Here is a 20856-nt window from a genome sequence, read left to right on the forward strand (position 1 = left end):
GAAAGGAAAAAGCAATGAACCTTAGATCTCAAAGTTGCGGGGGTGAATCCAGCTTGGCCGCTAAAGCGAGGCAGCGCGCAGCCATAATCGCAGCTATTCTCGCGGTGGTAGCGGTAGTGCTGTCAATGCTGGCGTCAACCCCAACCGCGCTTGCGCAGCCCATAGAGGGTGCGGATGAAACAAACATAACCGCTGACAATAATTCCACTGCGAACAGTGAAGACGATTCTGCCGGGGGGGATACTGATAGTAAGCCAGATGAAGGCTTAGAGGCATCGCCTACGACCAATTCTTCTCCCGCCGCCGTGCAACAGGTGCAGCCTGAGGGTGCCGCCGGTTTGGATCAAAAAGATCCTGGGCTGCGAGAAGGCGGCGCTGTAAAAAACTGGGCTCATGAATACATAGAGTCCATAAAGGTCTTTAAGCATGGTAGTTCTGTTCCGCTCACGGATCCGCCAGATAAGGAAACCGACCTGTTCGAGGGTACCTCGATTTATCTCCAGTTTGATTGGAGTGCATTAGGCAAGCCACAGGCTCAACCCAACGATGTGCTTGAGGTTGAACTTCCTGAGTGGCTCAAGCTCAACGCAGACGTCAAAGGGCCCATGGGTGATGTGGGAACTTGCTTTGGTGCAGCTCATTCCCGAAAGATTACTTGCACATTTGGTGAACGCCCCGAAGGTGTGCACATTAAAGATGGATATCTGAAGTTTAATGCGGTTACCGTGAAAACGGAAAGTGCGGAAAAGATCGTTTTTGGCAACGTTGAAGTTGACGCCTATTACCTCTTAACAAAACGCCATAACGGTCCCGTTGTCGTCGGTGTGGTAAAGCCGGACAGCGTCGGGAATTCCGTAATTAAGGGCGGCCAATATTCGTATGAGTATGAATTTAAGGGCCGGAAGTATGTTCAGGTAATCTGGAATATCATTATTCCGCCAAGCAAGGTCAATGAAATCCTTGACAACAATGGCGCAATTGAAATCACCGATCATTTACAAACCGTAAAAGTTGTCGACCCGGACACTGGCAAAGAGGTCGAGCTTCCCCAGTATATTGCGCCCATGGCTAAAGGGCCATTTTATGTTCTTCGCAGGTCGGGGGATTCTCTCAACAACGGAACTTGGTCAAATAACCAGGATGAGCCCAAGTGTAAAGCGGGCGGTGAATTTGAAGCCAAAGGGATCAAATGTGCCGATAAGGTCTACGGAAATGAAAAGGATACCCTCAAATACTTTGCTGGCCGCAAAGATGAGAACGTCGAGCTAAGCGGTGTGACCCCTTCCACCGATTGGAAAGAAAACACAACGTTCACGGCAAGGATTGAAAACCCCGTGCGGGATTCCGCGTACCGTGTCTCGGTCCTTTCGGTAGTGCCCGCTGACCTCCTAAAAGCGTTTAGTGACGGAAAAGACGGTAAAGAACCAAGCCCGCGGATCCAGAACTCCGTAGAGGTGAATGGTGCAACGACCGTTGCTACGAACGGTGCTGCTCTGTATGTTCGAAGTGAAATCGGTGCGACCACCTACAAAGACTCGACGAACTTCGTAATCAAAAAGGAAGTTTTGCCAGACCTTCAAGGGTCGGACATCAAGGAATTTACGCTGCGTTACACAGTTGGTGACAAAACCTCCGAGTGTAAGATTGCGCCTGGGTCGGATTGCCGAATCGAAAAGGTTGCGCCGGACACCAAAGTGACGATCGAGGAACCTGCCGTAGCCGGTTCCAAGCTTGAGTGGAAGCCTGGCGTTTTTACCTATGTGAATGCTGATGCTAACAAGACGCAGGTGACCATCGAGGGGAATAAGGCAACAATTGCGAAACCCGTACCAGGCGAACGCGTCGTACTTACGGTGACCAATTCGTACGCAAATCCAACCGGTAGCTTGTTCATCAAGAAGGATGTTACGGGGCTGGCTGACAAGAATTTGCTTGCTCGCGAAATCGAGGTTGACTACATCTGTGTGCCCGCAGGCCAACCAACAGAGAATGAAAACCCTGTCCGAGTAAAAGTTCCTACGAACGGTGAAGTCAAAGAGATCAAAGATATCCCCGTTGGTCACGAGTGCCATGTGCAGGAGAACGTGAGCTCTGCCGAGGTGGATAAGCACGGGATTAACGTGACTTATTCGCCCGAAGGGGGCAAGGTTACGATCAAACGTGACCAAGGTGAACATGACAGCAACCTCGTCAAGATTACGAACAAGTATTCGCTTAATACTGCGCCGATTTTTATTCGGAAGGTCGTAGCAGGTGAGCGCCCTGCTGGTTTGAATGACGATACCGAGTTCACGGTGAAGTATCGGTGTAACAACGACAGCGCCGATGGGAAAGTCAAGGCCGAGCAGCCCGCGGAGTTGAAGCTGAAGGCTAAGGGCGATCCTGTCACTGGGCCGGAATTCCCGCTGGATACGAAGTGCTCCATTGTTGAGGAAAAGGAGGACGAGCCGAAGTTTGAAGACTTCGCCTTCACTGCCGAGCTCGGCGGGGAGATCACTGTCTCGAACGATGCTGATGCAAGCACGTTGGTAGTGACCAACACCTTTAAAAAGAATGAAGCTAAGCTGCGCGTGACCAAGGCCGTGTCGGGTGACGCGGGTACCGAGGCAAGCACTAAGGAATTCGAATTCGAATACACATGTGGCGCAGATACTGGCGTGTTAAAGGTGAAGGGCAATGGGTTTGCCGAAACTGAGCAAACATTCCCGGTTGGTACCGAGTGCACCGTGAAGGAGCTTGGGGTAGAACCGGATGGCAGTGCGCAAATCCACAACCATATTCTGACCGTAACCCCTGAGGTTGTGCAGCAGGTTGTTGTTGGAAAGGACGAGGGCGCGAAGTACACCAATAACTACACGGTGAAGAAGGGCAAGTTCGGCGTCGCAAAGAAGGCTGACGGTGAGAACGGGAAAGCAGCTGAACAAGAGTTCGTGTTTGACTACACCTGTGGCGTCGAAACAGGCCAGGTCCGTGCCCGTGGCAATGGTCTGGTGATTGAGGCTCCGGTCGAGCTTGCCGTGGGTACGGAATGCACCGTGACCGAGCGTAAGGAAGCTGTTGCCATTGCGGACTATGATTTCCTGACCCCGGATGATCAGCTGACTAAGACTGTTACTGTTCGTGAAGGTGAGACTGCGGTTGCTGAGTTTGTGAACACCTATGCGCGCCAAGTCAACAAGTTTAAGGTCGAGAAGGTCGTAAAGACTCTTGGTGGTGCTGTTGCGCCGGCGACCTTCGACTTTGATTACAAGTGTGTGCTGGGCGATGACGTTATCACCGGCGAAATCCTCGGTGTGCCTGCAAATGGTTCCGGTGAATCGGCAGAGATTCCGACGAAGTACGTTTGTACTGTCACCGAACGTGATGCGAAGGTTGTTGGTACAACGTTGGTTAACCAAATTGGCGACCCCGTGATTATCCCCGCCAAGCAGGCCAACGCGACGCCGCCGGTGATCAAGGTGGATAACTTGTACATCGCCCTTGGCGAGTTCACTATCACGAAGAAATTGGTTGACCCGGACGGCATCGCCGCTGGAAAGACCTTTGATTTCACCTATGTGTGTACCCCGCCGGCAGATCGTGCTGGGGAGGCTCCAGTAGAAGGCGTTCTTACTGTCGCCGCTGGTGCGAGCGCCACTTCACCAAAGATCCCCGCTGGTTTCAACTGCGAAATCAAGGAGGTCGGTGCGGAGATCGTGGATTCTAACCTGGTTACCACGGGCCTTGATTCCACGCTGGTGATCACCAAGGATAAACAGCCACCACTGGAAGTAACCAATGCGTACTCCCAGTGGAAGGGGGCACTGAAGATCTCCAAACTGATCCTCGGTGTTCAGCCGGATTCAAAGCTGTTGAAGGGACACGAGTTCGAAGCCGCGTACAAGTGTGTAAAGAACGAGAAGACCACCAACGAAGGCAGCGTGAAGGTTAAGGCTGGGGAAACCGTGACGGTGGAAAACATCGTGGCGAACTCCCTATGTACTGTGACCGAGAAGCTGGACTCCACCAAGGTAAGCAGCCTGCGCTTCCAGCCGGAGCTTTCTACCACCGAGGCGACCGCTGAGAAGATCACCGCCAACGGTGGCTCCACGGAGGCCAAGCTGCTGAACTCCTATGTCGAGTTGGGTAACTTCGCCATCACCAAGGAACTCGGTGGTTTGACTGGTGAGGCGGCTGGCAAGGACCGCGAATTCCAAATGATTGCAATTTGGACCGATAACGGTGTGGAGGTAGAAAAGGAATTCACCATCCGCGCTGGTCAGGTATACAGCGAATTCCCAGAGCTGCCCGTTGGTACCAAGGTAGTGCTGAAGGAACGTCACCCAGGCAATGGCGTGTTCGTCCAGTGGCACACCCCTGGCTTTACCAGTGACCGCGCAGGTGCGATCGTTGATCACCATGATGGCACCGCAGAGCTCACCATTGTGGCTGATAGCCCAGTGGATAGGCCGCAACTGGTGACGCTGACCAATACCGGTAACCCGCCGTGGTGGTGGGCACTCGTGCCGCTGGCAATCCTTGGCGGCGGTGGCGGATCCAGCGATGGTTCCAGTAATGGATCCAGTGCTGCTTCCAGTACCCCTGCTCCGCACAGTGCTGCTCCGCAAGCCCCCGCGAAGGGCCTCAGTGCTCCGGCGTCGTTGGCACGCACGGGTGCCTCGGTGCTCGGCGTGGTAGCGCTCGCAGGTTTGGTCACCGCAGCTGGCATATTCCTTGTGCGCCGTGGGCGTAACAAGAGCTAACCAGCTTCACCTTTTGTGACCTGCAACCCGGTTCATCGGATACTGATGAGCCGGGTTGTGTGCGTTTCGGCCAAATTCTTCGCCAGTACATGAGGGGAGGGGGCAACCTAGCTGCGAGGTGAAACCCTGAACAATGTGAAATATATTCAACATGGATTGGGTTTCGCATAGCGCTTCGGGGGTGATTTTGGGGGATGTGAGTGGCGCAAAATACAGAGCGTCTCTTGTTCGCGGAAACTCACTGAAACCTTAATAAAAGCTCAAAATCCTGCAGCTTTGCACGGCATATGGGGTATGAATTTAATTGCTGTTCACAAAGGTCGTCTCTTGGGTGAAGCTGCAGGTAGTAAAGGGAATTATATTCATATCTGGTGGGCTATGCGTCTCGAATGAACTTTAAGTAAAGTGTCCAATACACTTACAGTTCTGCCCAGCTATGCCTATGCCGCACTTATGCGGCATTTAGTCATTTATTAGGCATATAGGTGGGATCGATCGCATAGAAAAGGAAGGCTAATGAGTTTTCAATCGAGTAATGGAAGGGGTGAATTCTTGGTCCCGATTACGGTCAAGCGGGCAGTGATTTTCGTTGCTTCGTTGGTTGCTGTGGTTACGCTAGCGTTCTCTTTGCTTGTTTTGCCGCCTAGCGCGCACGCGCAGGATCAAGCTGCTGATAGTAATCCCGCTGCTCTCACCCAAGACGACTCCGACGGGGGCGTAGCACAAACCGGAAATCAGACTCCAAACACGGACGGCGAAACAGACTCCGGGGCTTCTGATCTCGGAGCGACGCCTACTTCTTCGTCGAAGCCCCAGGCGGCGCAACAGGATACTCAGGACGGCAAGGCCCAAAAGGATGCCGGCAAAGAACCTGCGGCGCTGAAAAGTACCGGAAAAAACTGGGCGGACGAATACATCGAATCCGTCAAGGTGTATCGTGCCGGAGCCGATGATCCGCTGACCGGCCCGCCGAGCAAGGAGACCCCGTTGTTTTCTGGTACGCCGGTGGTGTTTCAAGTTGACTGGAGTGCGCTCGGCAAGGACCAAGCCGCACCTGGCGATATTTTGGAATTTGAACTTCCTGAATGGTTGAAGCTGAATGTTAAACTCGACCAGCCCATGAGTGACGTGGGGCAGTGTAAAGGTACCCTCGGCTCGCGAACGATTACGTGTACCTTTGGCGATCGTCCGGAGGATGTGCGTATTGAAAAGGGCTATCTTAAGTTCACTGCTGTCGCGGTTGAGCATAAGAACGCTACGAAGTTCTCCTTCGGAAACGTCGAGGTAGATGCGTATTATTACCTCACTGGCAAGAAGGAAGGCCCGATCGGGGTCGCAGATCTCAAGCCGGAACCGGTTGCGGGCAAGCTGGTTAAGGGCGGCCAATACTCATTTGAGTATGATTTTGGCGGCGCGAAGTACACCCAGATTTATTGGACCATTTCCATTCCGAAGGAGAAGGTCAACGAAATCGTTGACGCTGGTGGTGCCATTGAGGTGACGGATCATCTGGAGACGCTCAAGGTGATCGATCCTGATACCGGTAAAGAAGTAGAGCTTCCCCATTATGTGGCTCCCATGGCTAAGGGGCCGTTTACTGTGCTGCGTCGGTCGGGCGAGGCTTTGACTCAGGGGGTTTGGGCGAGTAACCAAGATGATCAAAGGTGCAAGCCAGGCGGAGCATACGAACAATCTGGCATCAAATGTTCCGAGAAGGTGTATGGCAATTCCGGCGACAATTTGAAAGACTTCGCTGGGGCACAAGGTGAGAAAGTAACGTTTACCGGTGTTACGCCAAGCACTGCGTGGGAAAAAGGCACTACGTTTACCGCGCGGATTGAGAACCCAGTGCGGGATTCGGCTTACCGCGTGAACTTCCTGTCGGTTGTTCCGGCCGATTCGTTGAAGCTTCAAAATTCGAGCTCGCCCAAGGTGAAGAACGTGGCTGAGGTGAGCGGTAGTCGGGTGGAACAACAAGGTGGCGTTGCTGTGTACGTGAAGTCCGAAATAGGTGCTTCTACCTATAAGGATTCCACCAACTTCGTCATCAAAAAGGAGGTGCTGCCGGACTTCCGAGGTTCTGACGTTAAGGAATTCACCGTCCGCTACACGGTGGGCGGAAAGGCTGGTGAATGTAAGGTTGCCCCCGGCACCGATTGCCGGGTTGAAAAGGTTGCCCTTGGCACCGAAGTGGTGTTTGAGGAAGTTGATGTGCAAGGCTCCAAGCTGAAATGGCAGCCTGGCGAGTTCACCTACCCCAATCCAAACGGCAACAAGACTGCGGTTGAAATTGACGGTAAGCGAGCCACCATCAAAAAGCCCGTGCCGGGCGAGCGCGTGGTGCTGGTGCTCACCAACAATTACTCCGAGAAGACCGGCGCGTTGCAGCTGAAAAAGAAGGTCGAGGGGCTGAATTCGCCGAACCAGGTTCCGGCGGAAATTGAGGTGGACTATACCTGCGTTCCCGCCGGCCAACCGGAGGATTCGGGCACGACTGTTCGTGAACGGGTTCGTACGAATGGCGAGGTTACAACCATTCCGAATATCCCCGTAGGGCATGAATGCTACGTGCGGGAAAACGTCAGCTCAGGCGAGATTCCTGCTCATTTGATCAAGGTGAAGTACCAGCCGGAAAGTCGCAAGGTCACCATCAAGGAAGGTGACGGCGATAACGGCAGCAATCTGGTCACCATCACCAACACGTACACGCCGCGCACCGCGCCGTTGTTTGTGAAGAAGGCGATTGCGGGTGAGCGTCCGCAGGGCCTGAACGATGACACCGAGTTCACCGTGAAGTACCGCTGCGATGCGGATAGCAAGGATGGCAAGGTTCGTGCGAACCAGCCTGCTGAGCTGAAGTTGAAGGCGAATGGTGACGCCGTGAAGGGGCCGGAATTCCCGCTCGGTACCCGTTGCGCCGTGACGGAAGAGGACACGACCGTACCGAAGTTCGATGATTTTGGCGTTACTGCTGATCTCGGCGGTGAAGTTGTGATCAGCGAGGCTGCCGAGGAAGCGACCATTACGGTCACTAATACGTTTGCCAAGGAAGAAGCGAAGTTCCGCATTGCCAAGGCGATTAGCGGGGACGCTCGAGACACGGCCGTCGCGAAGACCTACGATTTCGAATACGTTTGCGGCACGGAGACTGGTCGTTTGCAGGTGACTGGTGCCGGTGTTGTGGAATCCGATAAGGCGTTCCCTGTCGGCACGGAGTGCACGGTGACTGAGCTGGGTACTGAGGCGCAGGGCAGCGCGCAGATTGCGCATCACACCTTGCGCGTGACGCCAGCGGTTTCGCAGCGCATTGTTGTTGGCCGCGCTGAGGAATTGGCGTTTACCAATAATTACACCGTCAACACCGCCAAGTTCGCCGTGGCAAAGACCGCCGAGGGCGAGGACGGCCATGCGCGCAACCAGACCTACCGCTTCAATTACAACTGCGGCGGCGTCACCGGGGTTATCGACGCCCAGGGCGACGGCGTTGCCGTGGAATCTGACCGTGAGTTCCCCGTGGGCACCCAGTGCCAGGTGACCGAGGCGTTCACGCCGGGCGTCAACGTGATTGATGGCTACGAGGACGTCACTGATCCGGCCGCCCGAGTCAAGGAAATCACGATCGCCCAAGACGAGGTCGTTACCGCCGAGTTTAAGAATTCGTACGTTCGTGAGTTGGGTCGGTTCCGTGTCAGCAAGCGTGTCGTCGGAGACGCTGGTTTGGATATTCCCGGTTCGTTTGAAGTGGCGTATCGGTGTTCTAAGGATGGAGAGCCTGTTCGGGACGGCCGACTTGTAGTTCCGGCGAATGGTTCCGTGGATTCTGAGGAGTTGCCGACCGGTTACGCCTGTGCGGTTGTTGACGAACTTGATGGTGTGGTCCCAGGTGCGTCGCTGGTGACGGATCTTGGTTCCGGCGTGGTGATCGCTCGTGGTGGTGTACCTACGATTGAGGTGACCAATACGTATAGCAAGAACTATGGCGATTTCACGCTGACCAAGCATGTGGTGGATCCGGACGGGGTTGCTGCGGGCAAGGTGTTTGAGTTTGACTTCGTATGTACGCCGCCAGCTCATCGTGCGTCGGAGCAACCGGTGACGGGGACATTGCGGGTTGCCGCCGGTCAGAGTGCCACGTCGCCGAAGATCCCGGCGGAGTTTAGTTGTACGGTGACGGAGCGTGGGGCGGAGGTCGCGGACGCGAATTTGGTGACCACCGGTTTGGACACCAAGTTGGTGATCGAGACTGATCGCAATGGCAAGGTCGAGGTGACTAACGAATACTCCCAGTGGAAGGGTACCCTGAACATTTCCAAGCACATCGTCGGTGCGGCGGGCGTCGAAAAGCTCGTCGGGGATCGCGAGTTCGAAGTTTCGCTGAAGTGTGTGAAGGACGGCAAGACCACCAACCAGGGCAACTTCAAGGTGAAGGCAGGCCAGGTAATCACCGTGGACAACGTGGTGGCAAACGCGCAGTGCACCGTCGAGGAGAAGACTGACACGGCTGAAGTCAAGGACCTGCGCTTCCTCAAGGAACAGTCCACCACGCGTGTCGACGCCCCGAAGATTACCGCTCACGGTGGTGTTACCGAGGCTCCGTTGCACAACGCTTATGTGGAATTGGGTCACTTTACGGTGACCAAGAAGGTTGCTGGGCTTACCGGCGACGCCGGCCGTGCCGACCGTAAATTCGACATCGTGGCGAGCTGGACGGACAACGGCGAGACCGTGGAAAAGGAATTCACGATCCAAGCCGGTGAGGAAGTAAAAGACTTCCCCGCACTGCCCGTTGGTACCAAGGTGACCTTGCGTGAAAAGCACCCGGGCAATAACGCCGTGCAGCAATGGAATACGCCGGGCTTTAGCAGCGACCGCGCGGACGCGATCGTCGATAATGGCGATGGCACTGCGGTACTCACAATCGTCAGCGGTGCGCCTGCCAATAACCCGGTGAAAGTTACGTTGACGAACACGGCAAACCCGCCGTGGTGGTGGCTCGCAATCCCCGGGGCCTTGGCCTTGACGCCTCACTCGTCCGGTTCCTCGGACTCCGCGGGCTCCAGCAGCAGCCAGTCAGTTGCACCAGGATCCGTGCAGAGCAACGGTGCGCAACCTGGTGACACCGGGGCGAAGCCGGCGAAACCCGGCGCCTCGTCTGCGACGACGCTGGCACGAACCGGCGCGTCGGTGCTGGGCATCTTGGCGCTCGCCGGAATAGCGGTTGCATTCGGTATTGCTATGGTCCGACGTGGACGCCAGCAATAGCCTAGCCCGCTAATCGGCTAAATATTCGAAAAGGAGGTAGGGAAACCTACCTCCTTTCGTTATGTCCGCTGGGGGTAATGGAGCGAATAACCCCATCAAAACGAACGAGGCACACGCTTTGATTGGGCGTTGATCAGTTTCTCTGATGCATTAATGTTCTTTGTAGGAGAATAGGTTAGTTGCGTTTTGTACAGCCGTTTGTGGATCGGTCAACACCGGTCTCGGCAGCTAGGAAAGGTGTTTGAATGAGCTCGCAATCTCGTGGCCGAGGGCAGGTGCCCGCCGGCCAAGAGCAACGCGGCATCATCCGGTGGTGGCCATTCGTGCTCGCAATACTGCTCACGGTGGCGGTCACACCGACACTTACCCCTCTAGCACGCGCTGACGACAGCATGGCAGCACATTGGGCGGATACCTACGGTACGAAAATTCTATTGAAACGGGACGGGGAACCAGACGTAGATATCTCCGGGGGAAACCTTGAACTCCAGGACGGCGACCACGCCGAACTGGAGTTTCATTGGGAAGTGGGGAAGAATCCGCTGCCCGCCCCTCACGACGTCCTTTCCGTTGCATTGCCGGACTGGGTGCGGGTAGCGCGCTCCGAGCCGATAGCGGCGGGCGAATATACGTCCTGCCACTCTAACGCCAGCAACAATTCCATACAGTGCGAGTTCACGCCTGCCGTGCAGCACCGCGAAGCGGCGGACCTCCGTGGGCATTTCGCCGTCAACGTTGTAGCAACTGCTGACGGCCACGGAGGTGAACTCGCCTGGGGCACCACCCAACGCGCGCGCACCACAATGGATCGAGCACATCACTCGGAGGTGGCTACCGGTCCGGTCACTCTCAGCGGGGTCCGGACAGTAGAACACCAGGTCCCCTTGGGGTCCGGGCAGCGCATGGTGCAGGTGCTGTGGAACCTAGCGATCCCAGCCTCCCACGTTACGGGGGCTGGCACCATTAACATTCAAGATTCGTTGGCGAGTGTGAACACCACCGATCCGGACACCGGCCAGACGGTGGCCGTTCCGCAATACCTTGCACCCGCAGACAGCGGCCCGCTCACTGTCTCGCGCATCGAAAACGGAGATGAACAGGTGGTGGCTCACGTGAACGGGCCTGCTGGTACCGTGCTCGAAGGTCCGGGGAGACACGCCGAAACCGTCACCGTGGAGGGCCTCACTGGAGGTGCCCAATGGAAACCGCAAGAGCATTTGAATGTTCGGATCGATAGCCCAACCCCAGACGCTTCCTACCTTGTGACCTTCCATACGGTAGTACCGTCTCTCGCGTTGCCCGCCGAAGGAGACGACAATCCGGTGGTCACGCAGTACGCTATGGTGGACGACCGTCCAGTCTCCGGCGAGGTGCGACTGCACACGGACCTAGCCGACGAGCACGCGCTGAATTCGCAGAAGACGGACGTGGTGCTCAAGGCGCGGCCAGAAACCGAACAAGACGTCGAGTTTGCCAATCAGGCTGTAACCGTGAATTACCGCAGCGGTAGCCGCTCTGGAACGTGCGCTGTAACCCCCGCCCAGCCTTGTTACCTCGCCGGATTCGCGCCGGGTGAACCGATCGAACTTTCGGAAGTTGAACCGGCGGGGGTGAAAGACTGGAAGCCAGGGCGCTTCGACACGGCAGCGAAGACCGAAGGTGATGAACGGGCTACCAGCATCGTGAACACAACCGCGGGCGAGCGCATCGTGGTCACCCTCACCCGCCCCGCTACAGTGCCGCCATCCGCACTGATCGTACGCAAAGAACTGGTCGGGGAGCTGCCCGCCGACTTTGATGATCGAAAAGAATTTCCCGTGCACTACCAGTGCGATCTCCCGAGTATTGACGGCCGCGTCCGCCCCAACACCCCAACCCCAATCAAGGTCCGCGCCGGCGGCGAAGGCACCGTGGCAGCCGCGTTTCCGCAAGGCACCAAATGCCACATCGTCTCCGAAGACCAAGCCGCCGTGCAGCACAACGGGTACACCTTGACGGACGCCGACCTCGGCGGCGACATCACCATCGCGGAGGATTCGAACAAAAATAAGATCACCATCAAAGGCACCTACGCCAAAGACGAAGACCACCTTCGCGTTGCACTGTCCGTGGCGGGTGATGGGCAGGACGTCGCAAAGCGCGCGCACGAAACCCTTCCCTTTACGTTTACCTGTTCGGACGGGCAGCGGGGGACTATCGACGTCCCGCACGACGGGCGCGTCATCAGCACACCGCAACGCTTCCCCGCCGGCACCGAATGCACCGTCGAAGCCGACGAACCCGCAGCACACGTAGACAACCTCCAGCTGAGCATCACCCCGGAAATCGCGCAACGCAGCACCATCGGCAACGCCGAACCCCTCAAGTTCACCGCCAGCTACGCCACCACCAAAGCCACACTCCACATCAAGAAAAGCCACCACGGCGACGGCCCAGCGCCGGGTACCGTCGACTCCCGTTTTCGCTACCGGTGCGGCAGCGAAACCGGCCGCGTCCTCGTGCCCAACAACGGACAGCCAGTAGAAGCTCTTACCGGCATCCCAGTGGGCACACAGTGCACCATCGAAGAAGACCCCATCGCGCAACCGCCAGCAGGATTCGCTGACATCACCCCCGCAGAAGAACGAACCAAGGAAATCACCCTCGACAACGACGGAGTGACCACCGCGGAATTCGCCAGTACCTATACCCGGGAGCGTGGCACATTCGAAATCAGCCGAACGGCGGTGGAACGCGGCGGTGACAAGCTAGCCGACACCACAGATTTTGATTACACCTGCACACACCCGGCCGACAACGAAATCAACGGACAAGTCCGTGGGGTGCGCATCGGCGAGGCGAAACAATCGGAAGAAATACCCACCGGTTACACCTGCCGAGTAACCACCAACGACCAAGAAGCGTTGGTTACCGACGTGGGTGCGGGAGTGCGCATCGCCAAAGACAACACCCCACGCATCTCCGTCACCGAACTCTACGCCCCCGCGGATCAACCATTCACCCTGACCAAAATCCTGGCTGAACGCGAAGGCGCACCCGCAGGACACAACTACGAATACCAATGCCGCGGGGCCGACGACGCCGAAGTCACCGGTATGCTCGGGCCGATCGGGCCAGGGCAACGAGCCAGTTCCGAACCCATCCCAGCCGGGCACAATTGCGTAGTCAACGAACAACCGGGTGGCGACGGTAGCGTCACCCAAGCAACCCTCGGACAAGATTCCACCACAGAGATCGCACGTTCTGGCGAAATCCTCGCAAACCTTGCAGGCACGTACTCCGACTGGCGCGGCAGCCTCGAAATCACCGCAGACACCCGCGGAGTAGACAACCTCGTACCACAACTGCAACCCAGCGAACTCACGGGGCACTACAGCTGCGTACGAGCCGACACCATTGTCAGTGAAGGGAAATTGCAGCTCAAGCCAGGTGAAACCGCCCGCATCGAAGGAATCCCGGCCTACGCAGATTGTAGCGTCGACCTTGATCCGCGGGGCATGGAAAACCGCAACAGTAACCGGGTGCGGTTGGATCCCGCGGCGTCGATAATCAAAGCGGGGAGCGCAAACATCACCAGTAACGGCGGGAATGCGCGAGTAGCACTCCACGCAGCATACGTGGAACTCGGGCACTTCAAGGTCACCAAACACAACGACGGGCAACGCTGCGACTTCGACATGGTGGCCACCTGGAACGACAATGGAATCGAATACTCGAAAGAATTCACCCTGCAAACCGGGGCGAGCTTCGACGACTTCCCCGCAATACCCGTCGGCACCAAAATACAACTTAAACAGCAACACCCCGCCGGCGACAACTACCAGCGTTGGTGCACGCCCGCATACAACAGCTCACACGCAGGATCCGTCAAAGACGAGCGAAACGGCATCGCCGAATTCAGCATCGTACCCAATACCCCCGAGAATGACCCGCAACGCATCACGCTGAATGAAACAAAGGAAATCCCCTGGTGGTGGCTCATCGTGCCGCTGGCGTTGCTGCCCGGCGGGGAGGGTCCCAATGCGGATGCGTCTGACCGGGATGCTGCGGCTACCGCCACGCTAGGGCCAAGCGGCATAGGCAATCAGCAAGCACTTCGCGGGCTCGACACCGGGGCGAAGGAAGGATCGGGTGATGGGTCGAACGGTGGGGGAGCGGTTGCCGATGACCAGGAAACCGGTACATTCGGCCAGCGATTGGTCGGACCTATTAGAGATAGCTCACTTGCCAAGACAGGAGCATCAATTCTTGGCATACTAGCAGTATCGGCCTTGGCAGTCGGAGCGGGATTTTGGTTGATCCGTCGGCGCCGCTAGTTCACGGCCAGAATGCCCCCAGTTGCTCTTGTGAGGAAGGTCAACTGGGGGCGTTTTATGATGTGAGGCGAGGTGGCGCGGGTTCTTGCGCGCAAGCTACTGCGTGGGGCCTGCCGCGTGTCCGCGGGAGGTATATCTCTCGTTGAGAAATTACTACTGTAAAACTTTTTACACCTGTAATTTTCTATAGCGACTATATGTCCGGCAAGGTAGGATAAGACACCGCCCCAGGAGGTTGAGGGGTGAAGAATTTGAAAGGACGCCATGACTACCGTCGCTGTTGTAGGCGCTACCGGCCAAGTTGGCCGCGTGATGCGCGCAATCCTGGAAGAGCGCAATTTTCCTCTTGATTCAATTCGTTTTTTTGCTTCGGCGCGTTCCGCAGGTACGACTCTGAAGTTCCGCGGCGAGGATGTGCTCGTCGAGGACCTTGCCGCGGTGACGGTCGATGACTTGCGCGGCATCGATATCGCCTTGTTCTCCGCGGGCGGCGGCACTTCCAAGGAGTTCGCTCCTGTGTTTGCGGAAGCTGGCGCCGTGGTTGTGGATAATTCGTCGGCGTGGCGTAAAGACCCGGATGTGCCGTTGATTGTGTCTGAGGTAAACCCGGGTGCGAAAGCGTCGTTGCCGAAGGGGATTATTGCGAATCCGAACTGCACGACCATGGCAGCGATGCCCGTGCTGAAGCCGCTGCATGATTTCGCTGGTTTGCAGCGTTTGCATGTGGCTTCGTACCAGGCGGTTTCTGGCTCTGGTTTGGCTGGTGTGGAGACGTTGGCTCGCCAGACTGCGGAGGTTGGGGAGCGGAACGTGGAGCTCACGCATGATGGTTCCGTGTTGGCTCCGGCGGATTTGGGCCCGTATGTTGCGCCGATTGCGTTCAACGCGTTGCCGCTGGCTGGCGCGCTTGTGGACGACGGGTCGTTGGAAACCGACGAGGAGCAGAAGCTGCGCAATGAGTCCCGTAAGATTTTGGGGATTCCGGAGCTGCGGGTTGCTGGTACGTGTGTGCGGGTGCCGGTGTTTACTGGGCATACGATGGTTGTGCACGCGGAGTTTGAGCGCCCGATTACGGTGGAGCAGGCCCAGCAATTGCTTGACGACGCCCCGGGTGTAACTCTTGTGGACGTTCCTACGCCGTTGCAGGCAGCTGGCCGCGATGATTCGTTGGTGGGTCGTATCCGCCAGGACCAGTCGGTGGACGACAATAAGGGCTTGGTGTTCGTGGTTTCTGGCGACAACCTGCGTAAGGGCGCCGCGCTGAATACGGTGCAGATCGCGGAGCTGCTGGTCGCTGACTAGTGTTTCGAGGGGATTGATGTGCGCGCCTGATTCGGGCGCGCACTCGGGGTTTCGGGGGTTTGTAACAAATGCCAGAGGCGCCGTGTATTTGCTGAAATGTGCGATTAGTTCTCGAACTATTATGCGACAGGGATAAGTGCGGCAAAACCTAAATGTAGCTCTTAGAATATTCACTTCCGGGCCGCAAACATAAGATGTTTATAGCTGAAACCTGTGCGAGTGGCCGCCGAACTCTCGTTTCCTGTGGTGCGCACTTTGACAGTCCACGATACATCGTGTAGCCCGTGTGAGCCCCGTCGATCGTTCGCGCCGCACGCTTTGTACTCGGCTTTTTCGGGTTGCCCCGGTTGGTGAGAGGTTCGCCGCGGTGCCGATTGCAGACATGTGCGACGGTCGCATTTTTGACTTACCACCCCCAACCTTACCCCCGCATAAGTAACGATAATATTACGCGTTCAGGTTGATAGCGGGTGTGCAATCCGTCGGGTTTGTTTTCTTCGCGGAACGGTGTCGGAAGCGGGCAGGTGAAGTGCTATATATGCGTCAAAGGGCCCGTCCATGCTGCGACTTCGGCAGCGGCTGGCCTTTAATGCGCCCTGCAAGATCCTTAACAAAACCTTTAGATTTGACGCAATGCATTAAAAGTGGGCTTAGCAACTTATACACTTCCTGAGTTTATAGTTAATTTTGGGGATAAAAGGAGTGGTGGAATGTGGCGCTTCCGGACGTGCTAGCTTCAGCCGTAGCGGAGCCGCGGGCGTCGATAGGTCGCTACGTTGTTCGAGCTCACGCCCACTTTTGTTGAACATTAATTGTTGGAGGAAACGCATGTACAACGGCCAACTCGGCGTTTCTGCATTCCGCGGTCTTTCGCGGGTGTGGAGTCTTCGTCTGGCCGTTGTGCTGCCGATTGTGGCGGCCGTTTTCCTCGGCGTCGCGAGTGCGGCGGCGGTGACCGTGACGGAAACCCAGCAGGCGCCAGTCACAACTGTGGAGCAACCCGAACCGCAGAATCTGCCGATCGCCACAGAGGATCAGGGCGATCAGGATCCCCAAGAGCAGCCCGCGGAGGCCGACTCGCAGCCTCGCAGCACTGCTCCGGCCAGCGGATTTGGCGGATTCGTCGTTGGTACTACGCTCATGGGCTCCGGCGCACACCTGCTCAAAGATGATGTGACATTCCGGATTCGGGTGAACTACACCTTGCCTGGAAACACCACTGCGGCGGACTTTCCGGAGTGGTCAGCTCCCGGCAAGCTTGAGCGGGATCAGCGGAAAGGCTCCGGCGAACTCGAAATTTCTCTGGAAAGCGAGGCGGACGGGCCGCACTTTCCCGCAGGGACGAAGGTCACGCTGGAGCGAGTGGCGAATGGGGCGTCGATAACTCCAGCGAATACGTCCTGGGGTGCGGGACAGTTCGAGCCGGCGTCGTTCACCGTGGCGGACCAAGAGCTACAGGAAGTCGCGTACACCGCGGTGCTGAACGAAGGCAATCTTCCGTTCACGCTTGCGAAAGTTGCTGGCGGCGTCGACGGAGCTGACGAACACGAGTACGTGTTCAAATACACGTGCAATGTCGCCGGTGTGAAGCACGAGGGCACCATGGTTGTGCGCGGCGACGGGCAGCCGGTGGAATCGCCGGAAACGTTTCCCGCTGGCACATGCTGCAAGGTGGTGGAGTTGCTGGACCATGCAGAAATCGAAGGTGCTGATCTGGTCACGCCGAAGGAGCAGCTGACAAAAAACCTGGTCGTGGGCGATAAGGCGGTCGCTCCTGACGTGTTGTTCGACAACATGTATGAAAGCGCGAACCGTGTGAAGGTTGCCAAACGGCCGTTTGATCGAAACGGTGCGCTGGTGCAGGTTGCCCCCGATGGCACCGGTGAGTTTACCGCTCGCTATCGCCTTGAGTTCACCAATGTTCGTGAACGCACCCTGCTCATCGACGGTGATGTGTTCGATGAGGTGGCGTTCCCCGCGGGCGCTGACATTCTGGACGTCGATATCCGCGAGGAAGGCAGTGACGTGCCGCTTGCCGGCGTTGTGGTGGAGCCGCAGATTTCGGACGGTGAGGTGGTCCGGCGTCGCAGTGTCATTCCTGGCGCGGCGATCGGCGAGATCCCACCAAAGCGAACGAAAACGCTGCTGGTTTCGGTTCGTGCGCAGGCGCACCGCGAGCTCATTGAACATGTGGGTGAACATCGGTGCGTCGCCGCGGACCCGACCGAACTGGAGGCGGGTACCCCGCGCGGCCTGCAAAATTCCATCATTGTAGGCGAGCAGCTCAAGGATTTGGACGGGCCAGATAACAACCATGCGTGCGTGGAATTGGTCCTGCCGCGGGTGACCGTGGAAAAGGCGCCGCGCCCAGCGAAAGCCATGCACGTCCGCCCGAACGGTACCGCTGACCTTGAGTATCGTATTCGTGTTCGAAACCACGAGGCGCGCGCGGAAGCTGCCGTTGTTGCCTTGCGGGATGAGCCGCTTCTGGGTGCAGCGGAACCTGTGGGCGACGCTAAGGTCACCGTCGCGGCCGACCACGGGGTGACTTTGGAACAGGTGGCAACGACAGTGCCGCAGGCCGAATTGGGCGCCCCCTTCACGCTGGCCGAAAACATCGTGTTGCCTGCGAAAACCTCGCTGGAGTTTACGGTAGTAATTCCGGTGAAGGTGTCCGCTCCTCAGGAGGACACTGAAGCGTGGAAGCAGCTGGGCGAGTGCTACCGAAACGAGGATGGTGAGTTCGTCGGCGGAGTGCGCAACCGTGTGCTGGCGCCGTACGACGCTGACGGTCCGGAAAATAATACCGCGTGTATCCCTCTGCAATTCCCAGAGCGACCATTAGTTCGATTAAGCAAGGTGGATTTTGGGGGTACGCCGCTTCAAGGTGCGGAATTTACGATCTACCCGGACCATGACGGCGTGGCAGCAGCCGTGCCCATCACCGGTGCGGCACCCGTACCTGCGGACCCAAACGATCCCAACGTGGCAACGATCGCGCTGTCGCCCGGCGTGTATCACCTCGTGGAAAGCAAGGCGCCGAAATCGCATAGTTTGCTGGCGCGGCCCGTGAAATTCAAGGTGACGCCCAACGCTGACGGCACCGCCTATGAAATCAGGCTGGTGTCCCACGACGAGTACGTCGCCAGCACGGACGGGCTCAGCCTGCGGGTGGCTAACACCCTCGCCGGTGAGCTGCCCAAATCGGGCGGACCCGGGCAGCTGTGGCAGCTGCTTGTGGGGCTGCTCGTGATCCTGGGCGGCGCCCACACAATGCGCAACAGAATTCACCATCAGAAAGCGAAGTAACCCGATGAAACAGTTTCAAACCAAGTTTCGGCATCGAGCCGGACCGGTGCGGTAGCGCCCTCACCCGCGGCGTCTCACCGACTCCGTACAACCTTCAAAATTCACTCCCACTCCCTCATTGTTCAGAAAGGTATGCGATTCCCATGCGTACTCCTCGCCTGTTGGCCCACGCCGCCATCTGCGGCCTCATTCTGTCCGCCAGCGTGACGGGCACTCCGGTAGCCCTCGCCCAGACCGCGCCCCAAGCTGTGTCCAATGTTTCCACCATTTCCCAGGACCAGGGCAGCTTGACCATCCACAAGCGCCTCAACCCGGAGTCCTACGGCACCAACCCGACCGGTACCTTGGCGGACGTTGAGTCCGCGAAGGGCGATCCAGTGCAGGGCGTGCCCTTCCAGGTCCGGAAGGTGACCAGTTTCCGTCTCGACGGCGCGGACGTCACCGCCGACCTGACCAGCAACGAAGGTTATGCGCAGGCCAACAAGTGGGCCATGGAGTTCTCCAAGGCTGCGAATAAGGCTGAATTCCTGGCACAGAACGCTACGCTCGATGACCCCGGGCAGACGAAGCTGACCGGCCCGAACGGTGACGCGGTCTTCGACGCCCTGCCGCTTGGCCTGTACATCGTGGAAGAACTGTCCAGCGCGGACTATCCCGATGGGCTCAAGGTCAACGGTGAGCAATTCAACGGTGTGGTTGCACCGTCCGCCCCGTTTGCTCTGTTCCTGCCCATGACTGATCCAGTCGACGGTTCCAAGTGGAACTACGACGTGCACTCCGTGCCGAAGAACAGCAGTGTGAGCATCGATAAGAAGGTTGAGGACTTCAAAGACAACCGCGGTTACAACGCCGGCGATGTGCTCAACTACACCATCACCACGGACATTCCTCGCGTGGAACCGAACCAGACGATCCGCGACTACGCGATTACCGATACCCTGCCCAAGGAAGTTGCGTTCACCGATGACAACAAGGCGAACGTTGTGGTCAAGGTTGGAGACACCCAAGCCACCGCTGATGTTGATTACATCATTGAGGGCGTCAACACCCCGCATGTCCGTATCGCATTCACCGACCAGGGCTTTGCCAAGCTGAAGGAAAACGGCGGCAAGAAGGTCACGGTAACGCTGCCCGCCACCATCACCGCTCCGGTTGTTGCGGACGTGGACCCTGACGACGCCGCGCAGCCGCTGGGCAACGACGGCAACGATGTCAACGACGGTGTGGCCGTCAACCGCGCGGTGCTGAGTTTCACCAACGACGCCGGGTTCAAGGTGGAGACGGAATCCAACGCTGTGAAGTCCCGCTGGGGCAACCTGCGCGTGCTCAAGACTGATCCCCAGAAGGCCAACGCTGGCGAAGCCGCCCTCGACGGCGCGAAGTTCGAACTGTACCGCTGCTCTGATGCTGACACCAAGATTGGGGACAAGATCACCGTCGGCGGCAAGAGCGAGTGGACTTCCGGTGAGGATGGCACGAAAGGCCTGATCACCATCAGCGGCCTTCAGGTTACTGACCTGCTGAACAACGAGAGCGTTCCCAATGGTGAGGAAGCAAAGTACTGCCTGCAGGAAACCAAGGCGCCCGAGGGTTACGAGCTGAGCCCGAAGATGCACGTCATCGAGTTCAAGGAAGAAAACCTGGACAACGCTGATCCGGTCACCATTGCGGGCGTGACCGTGCAAAACGATCGCATCAGCCAGACCGCCGAGGTGGTCAACGTGACCAAGAGCTCCAGCTTCCTGCCCAACACCGGTGGCGCGGGTATCGGCATCCTCATGGCAATCGGTGCGGCCATTATCGGTGCCGGGCTGTGGGCTGCAAAGCGCATGAGCCGCAAAGCATAGCTCGCAGGTGAGCTAGCACGCTGGGGCCACGCGGGCGTCGAAACGCGGGTGGTAGGCCCGCGGGGAGCCTTTGAAAAT

General features: G+C 57.5%; 6 protein-coding genes. All 6 read left to right on the top strand.

The annotated features are described in order from the left end of the window. Nucleotides 1-125 precede the first annotated feature (125 nt). The 6 genes from Q4D83_RS10705 to Q4D83_RS10730 all read left to right on the top strand — a co-directional run bounded on the left by Q4D83_RS10705 (nt 126) and on the right by Q4D83_RS10730 (nt 20778). Nucleotides 126-4742 (top strand): DUF5979 domain-containing protein, encoded by a 4617-nt coding sequence (locus Q4D83_RS10705; protein ID WP_303175367.1) that lies wholly within the window; start codon nt 126-128, stop codon nt 4740-4742. Nucleotides 4743-5258: 516 nt separating this feature from the next. Beyond that, nucleotides 5259-10004, top strand: a complete 4746-nt coding sequence (locus Q4D83_RS10710; protein WP_303175292.1) for a DUF5979 domain-containing protein — start codon at nt 5259-5261, stop codon at nt 10002-10004. Between the two features lie 245 nt (nt 10005-10249). Beyond that, complete coding sequence (locus Q4D83_RS10715) at nt 10250-14320, top strand: DUF5979 domain-containing protein (RefSeq protein ID WP_303175293.1); 4071 nt, start codon at nt 10250-10252, stop codon at nt 14318-14320. A gap of 264 nt (nt 14321-14584) precedes the next feature. Next, nucleotides 14585-15622 (top strand): aspartate-semialdehyde dehydrogenase, encoded by a 1038-nt coding sequence (locus Q4D83_RS10720; RefSeq protein ID WP_303175294.1) that lies wholly within the window; start codon nt 14585-14587, stop codon nt 15620-15622. Between the two features lie 828 nt (nt 15623-16450). Further along, complete coding sequence (locus Q4D83_RS10725) at nt 16451-18931, top strand: DUF5979 domain-containing protein (RefSeq protein ID WP_303175295.1); 2481 nt, start codon at nt 16451-16453, stop codon at nt 18929-18931. 143 nt (nt 18932-19074) lie between these two features. Further along, complete coding sequence (locus tag Q4D83_RS10730) at nt 19075-20778, top strand: SpaH/EbpB family LPXTG-anchored major pilin (protein WP_303175296.1); 1704 nt, start codon at nt 19075-19077, stop codon at nt 20776-20778. The last annotated feature ends 78 nt before the right edge of the window (nt 20779-20856 follow it).

The organism is Corynebacterium sp., from assembly GCF_030532715.1.
Taxonomy (GTDB): domain Bacteria; phylum Actinomycetota; class Actinomycetes; order Mycobacteriales; family Mycobacteriaceae; genus Corynebacterium.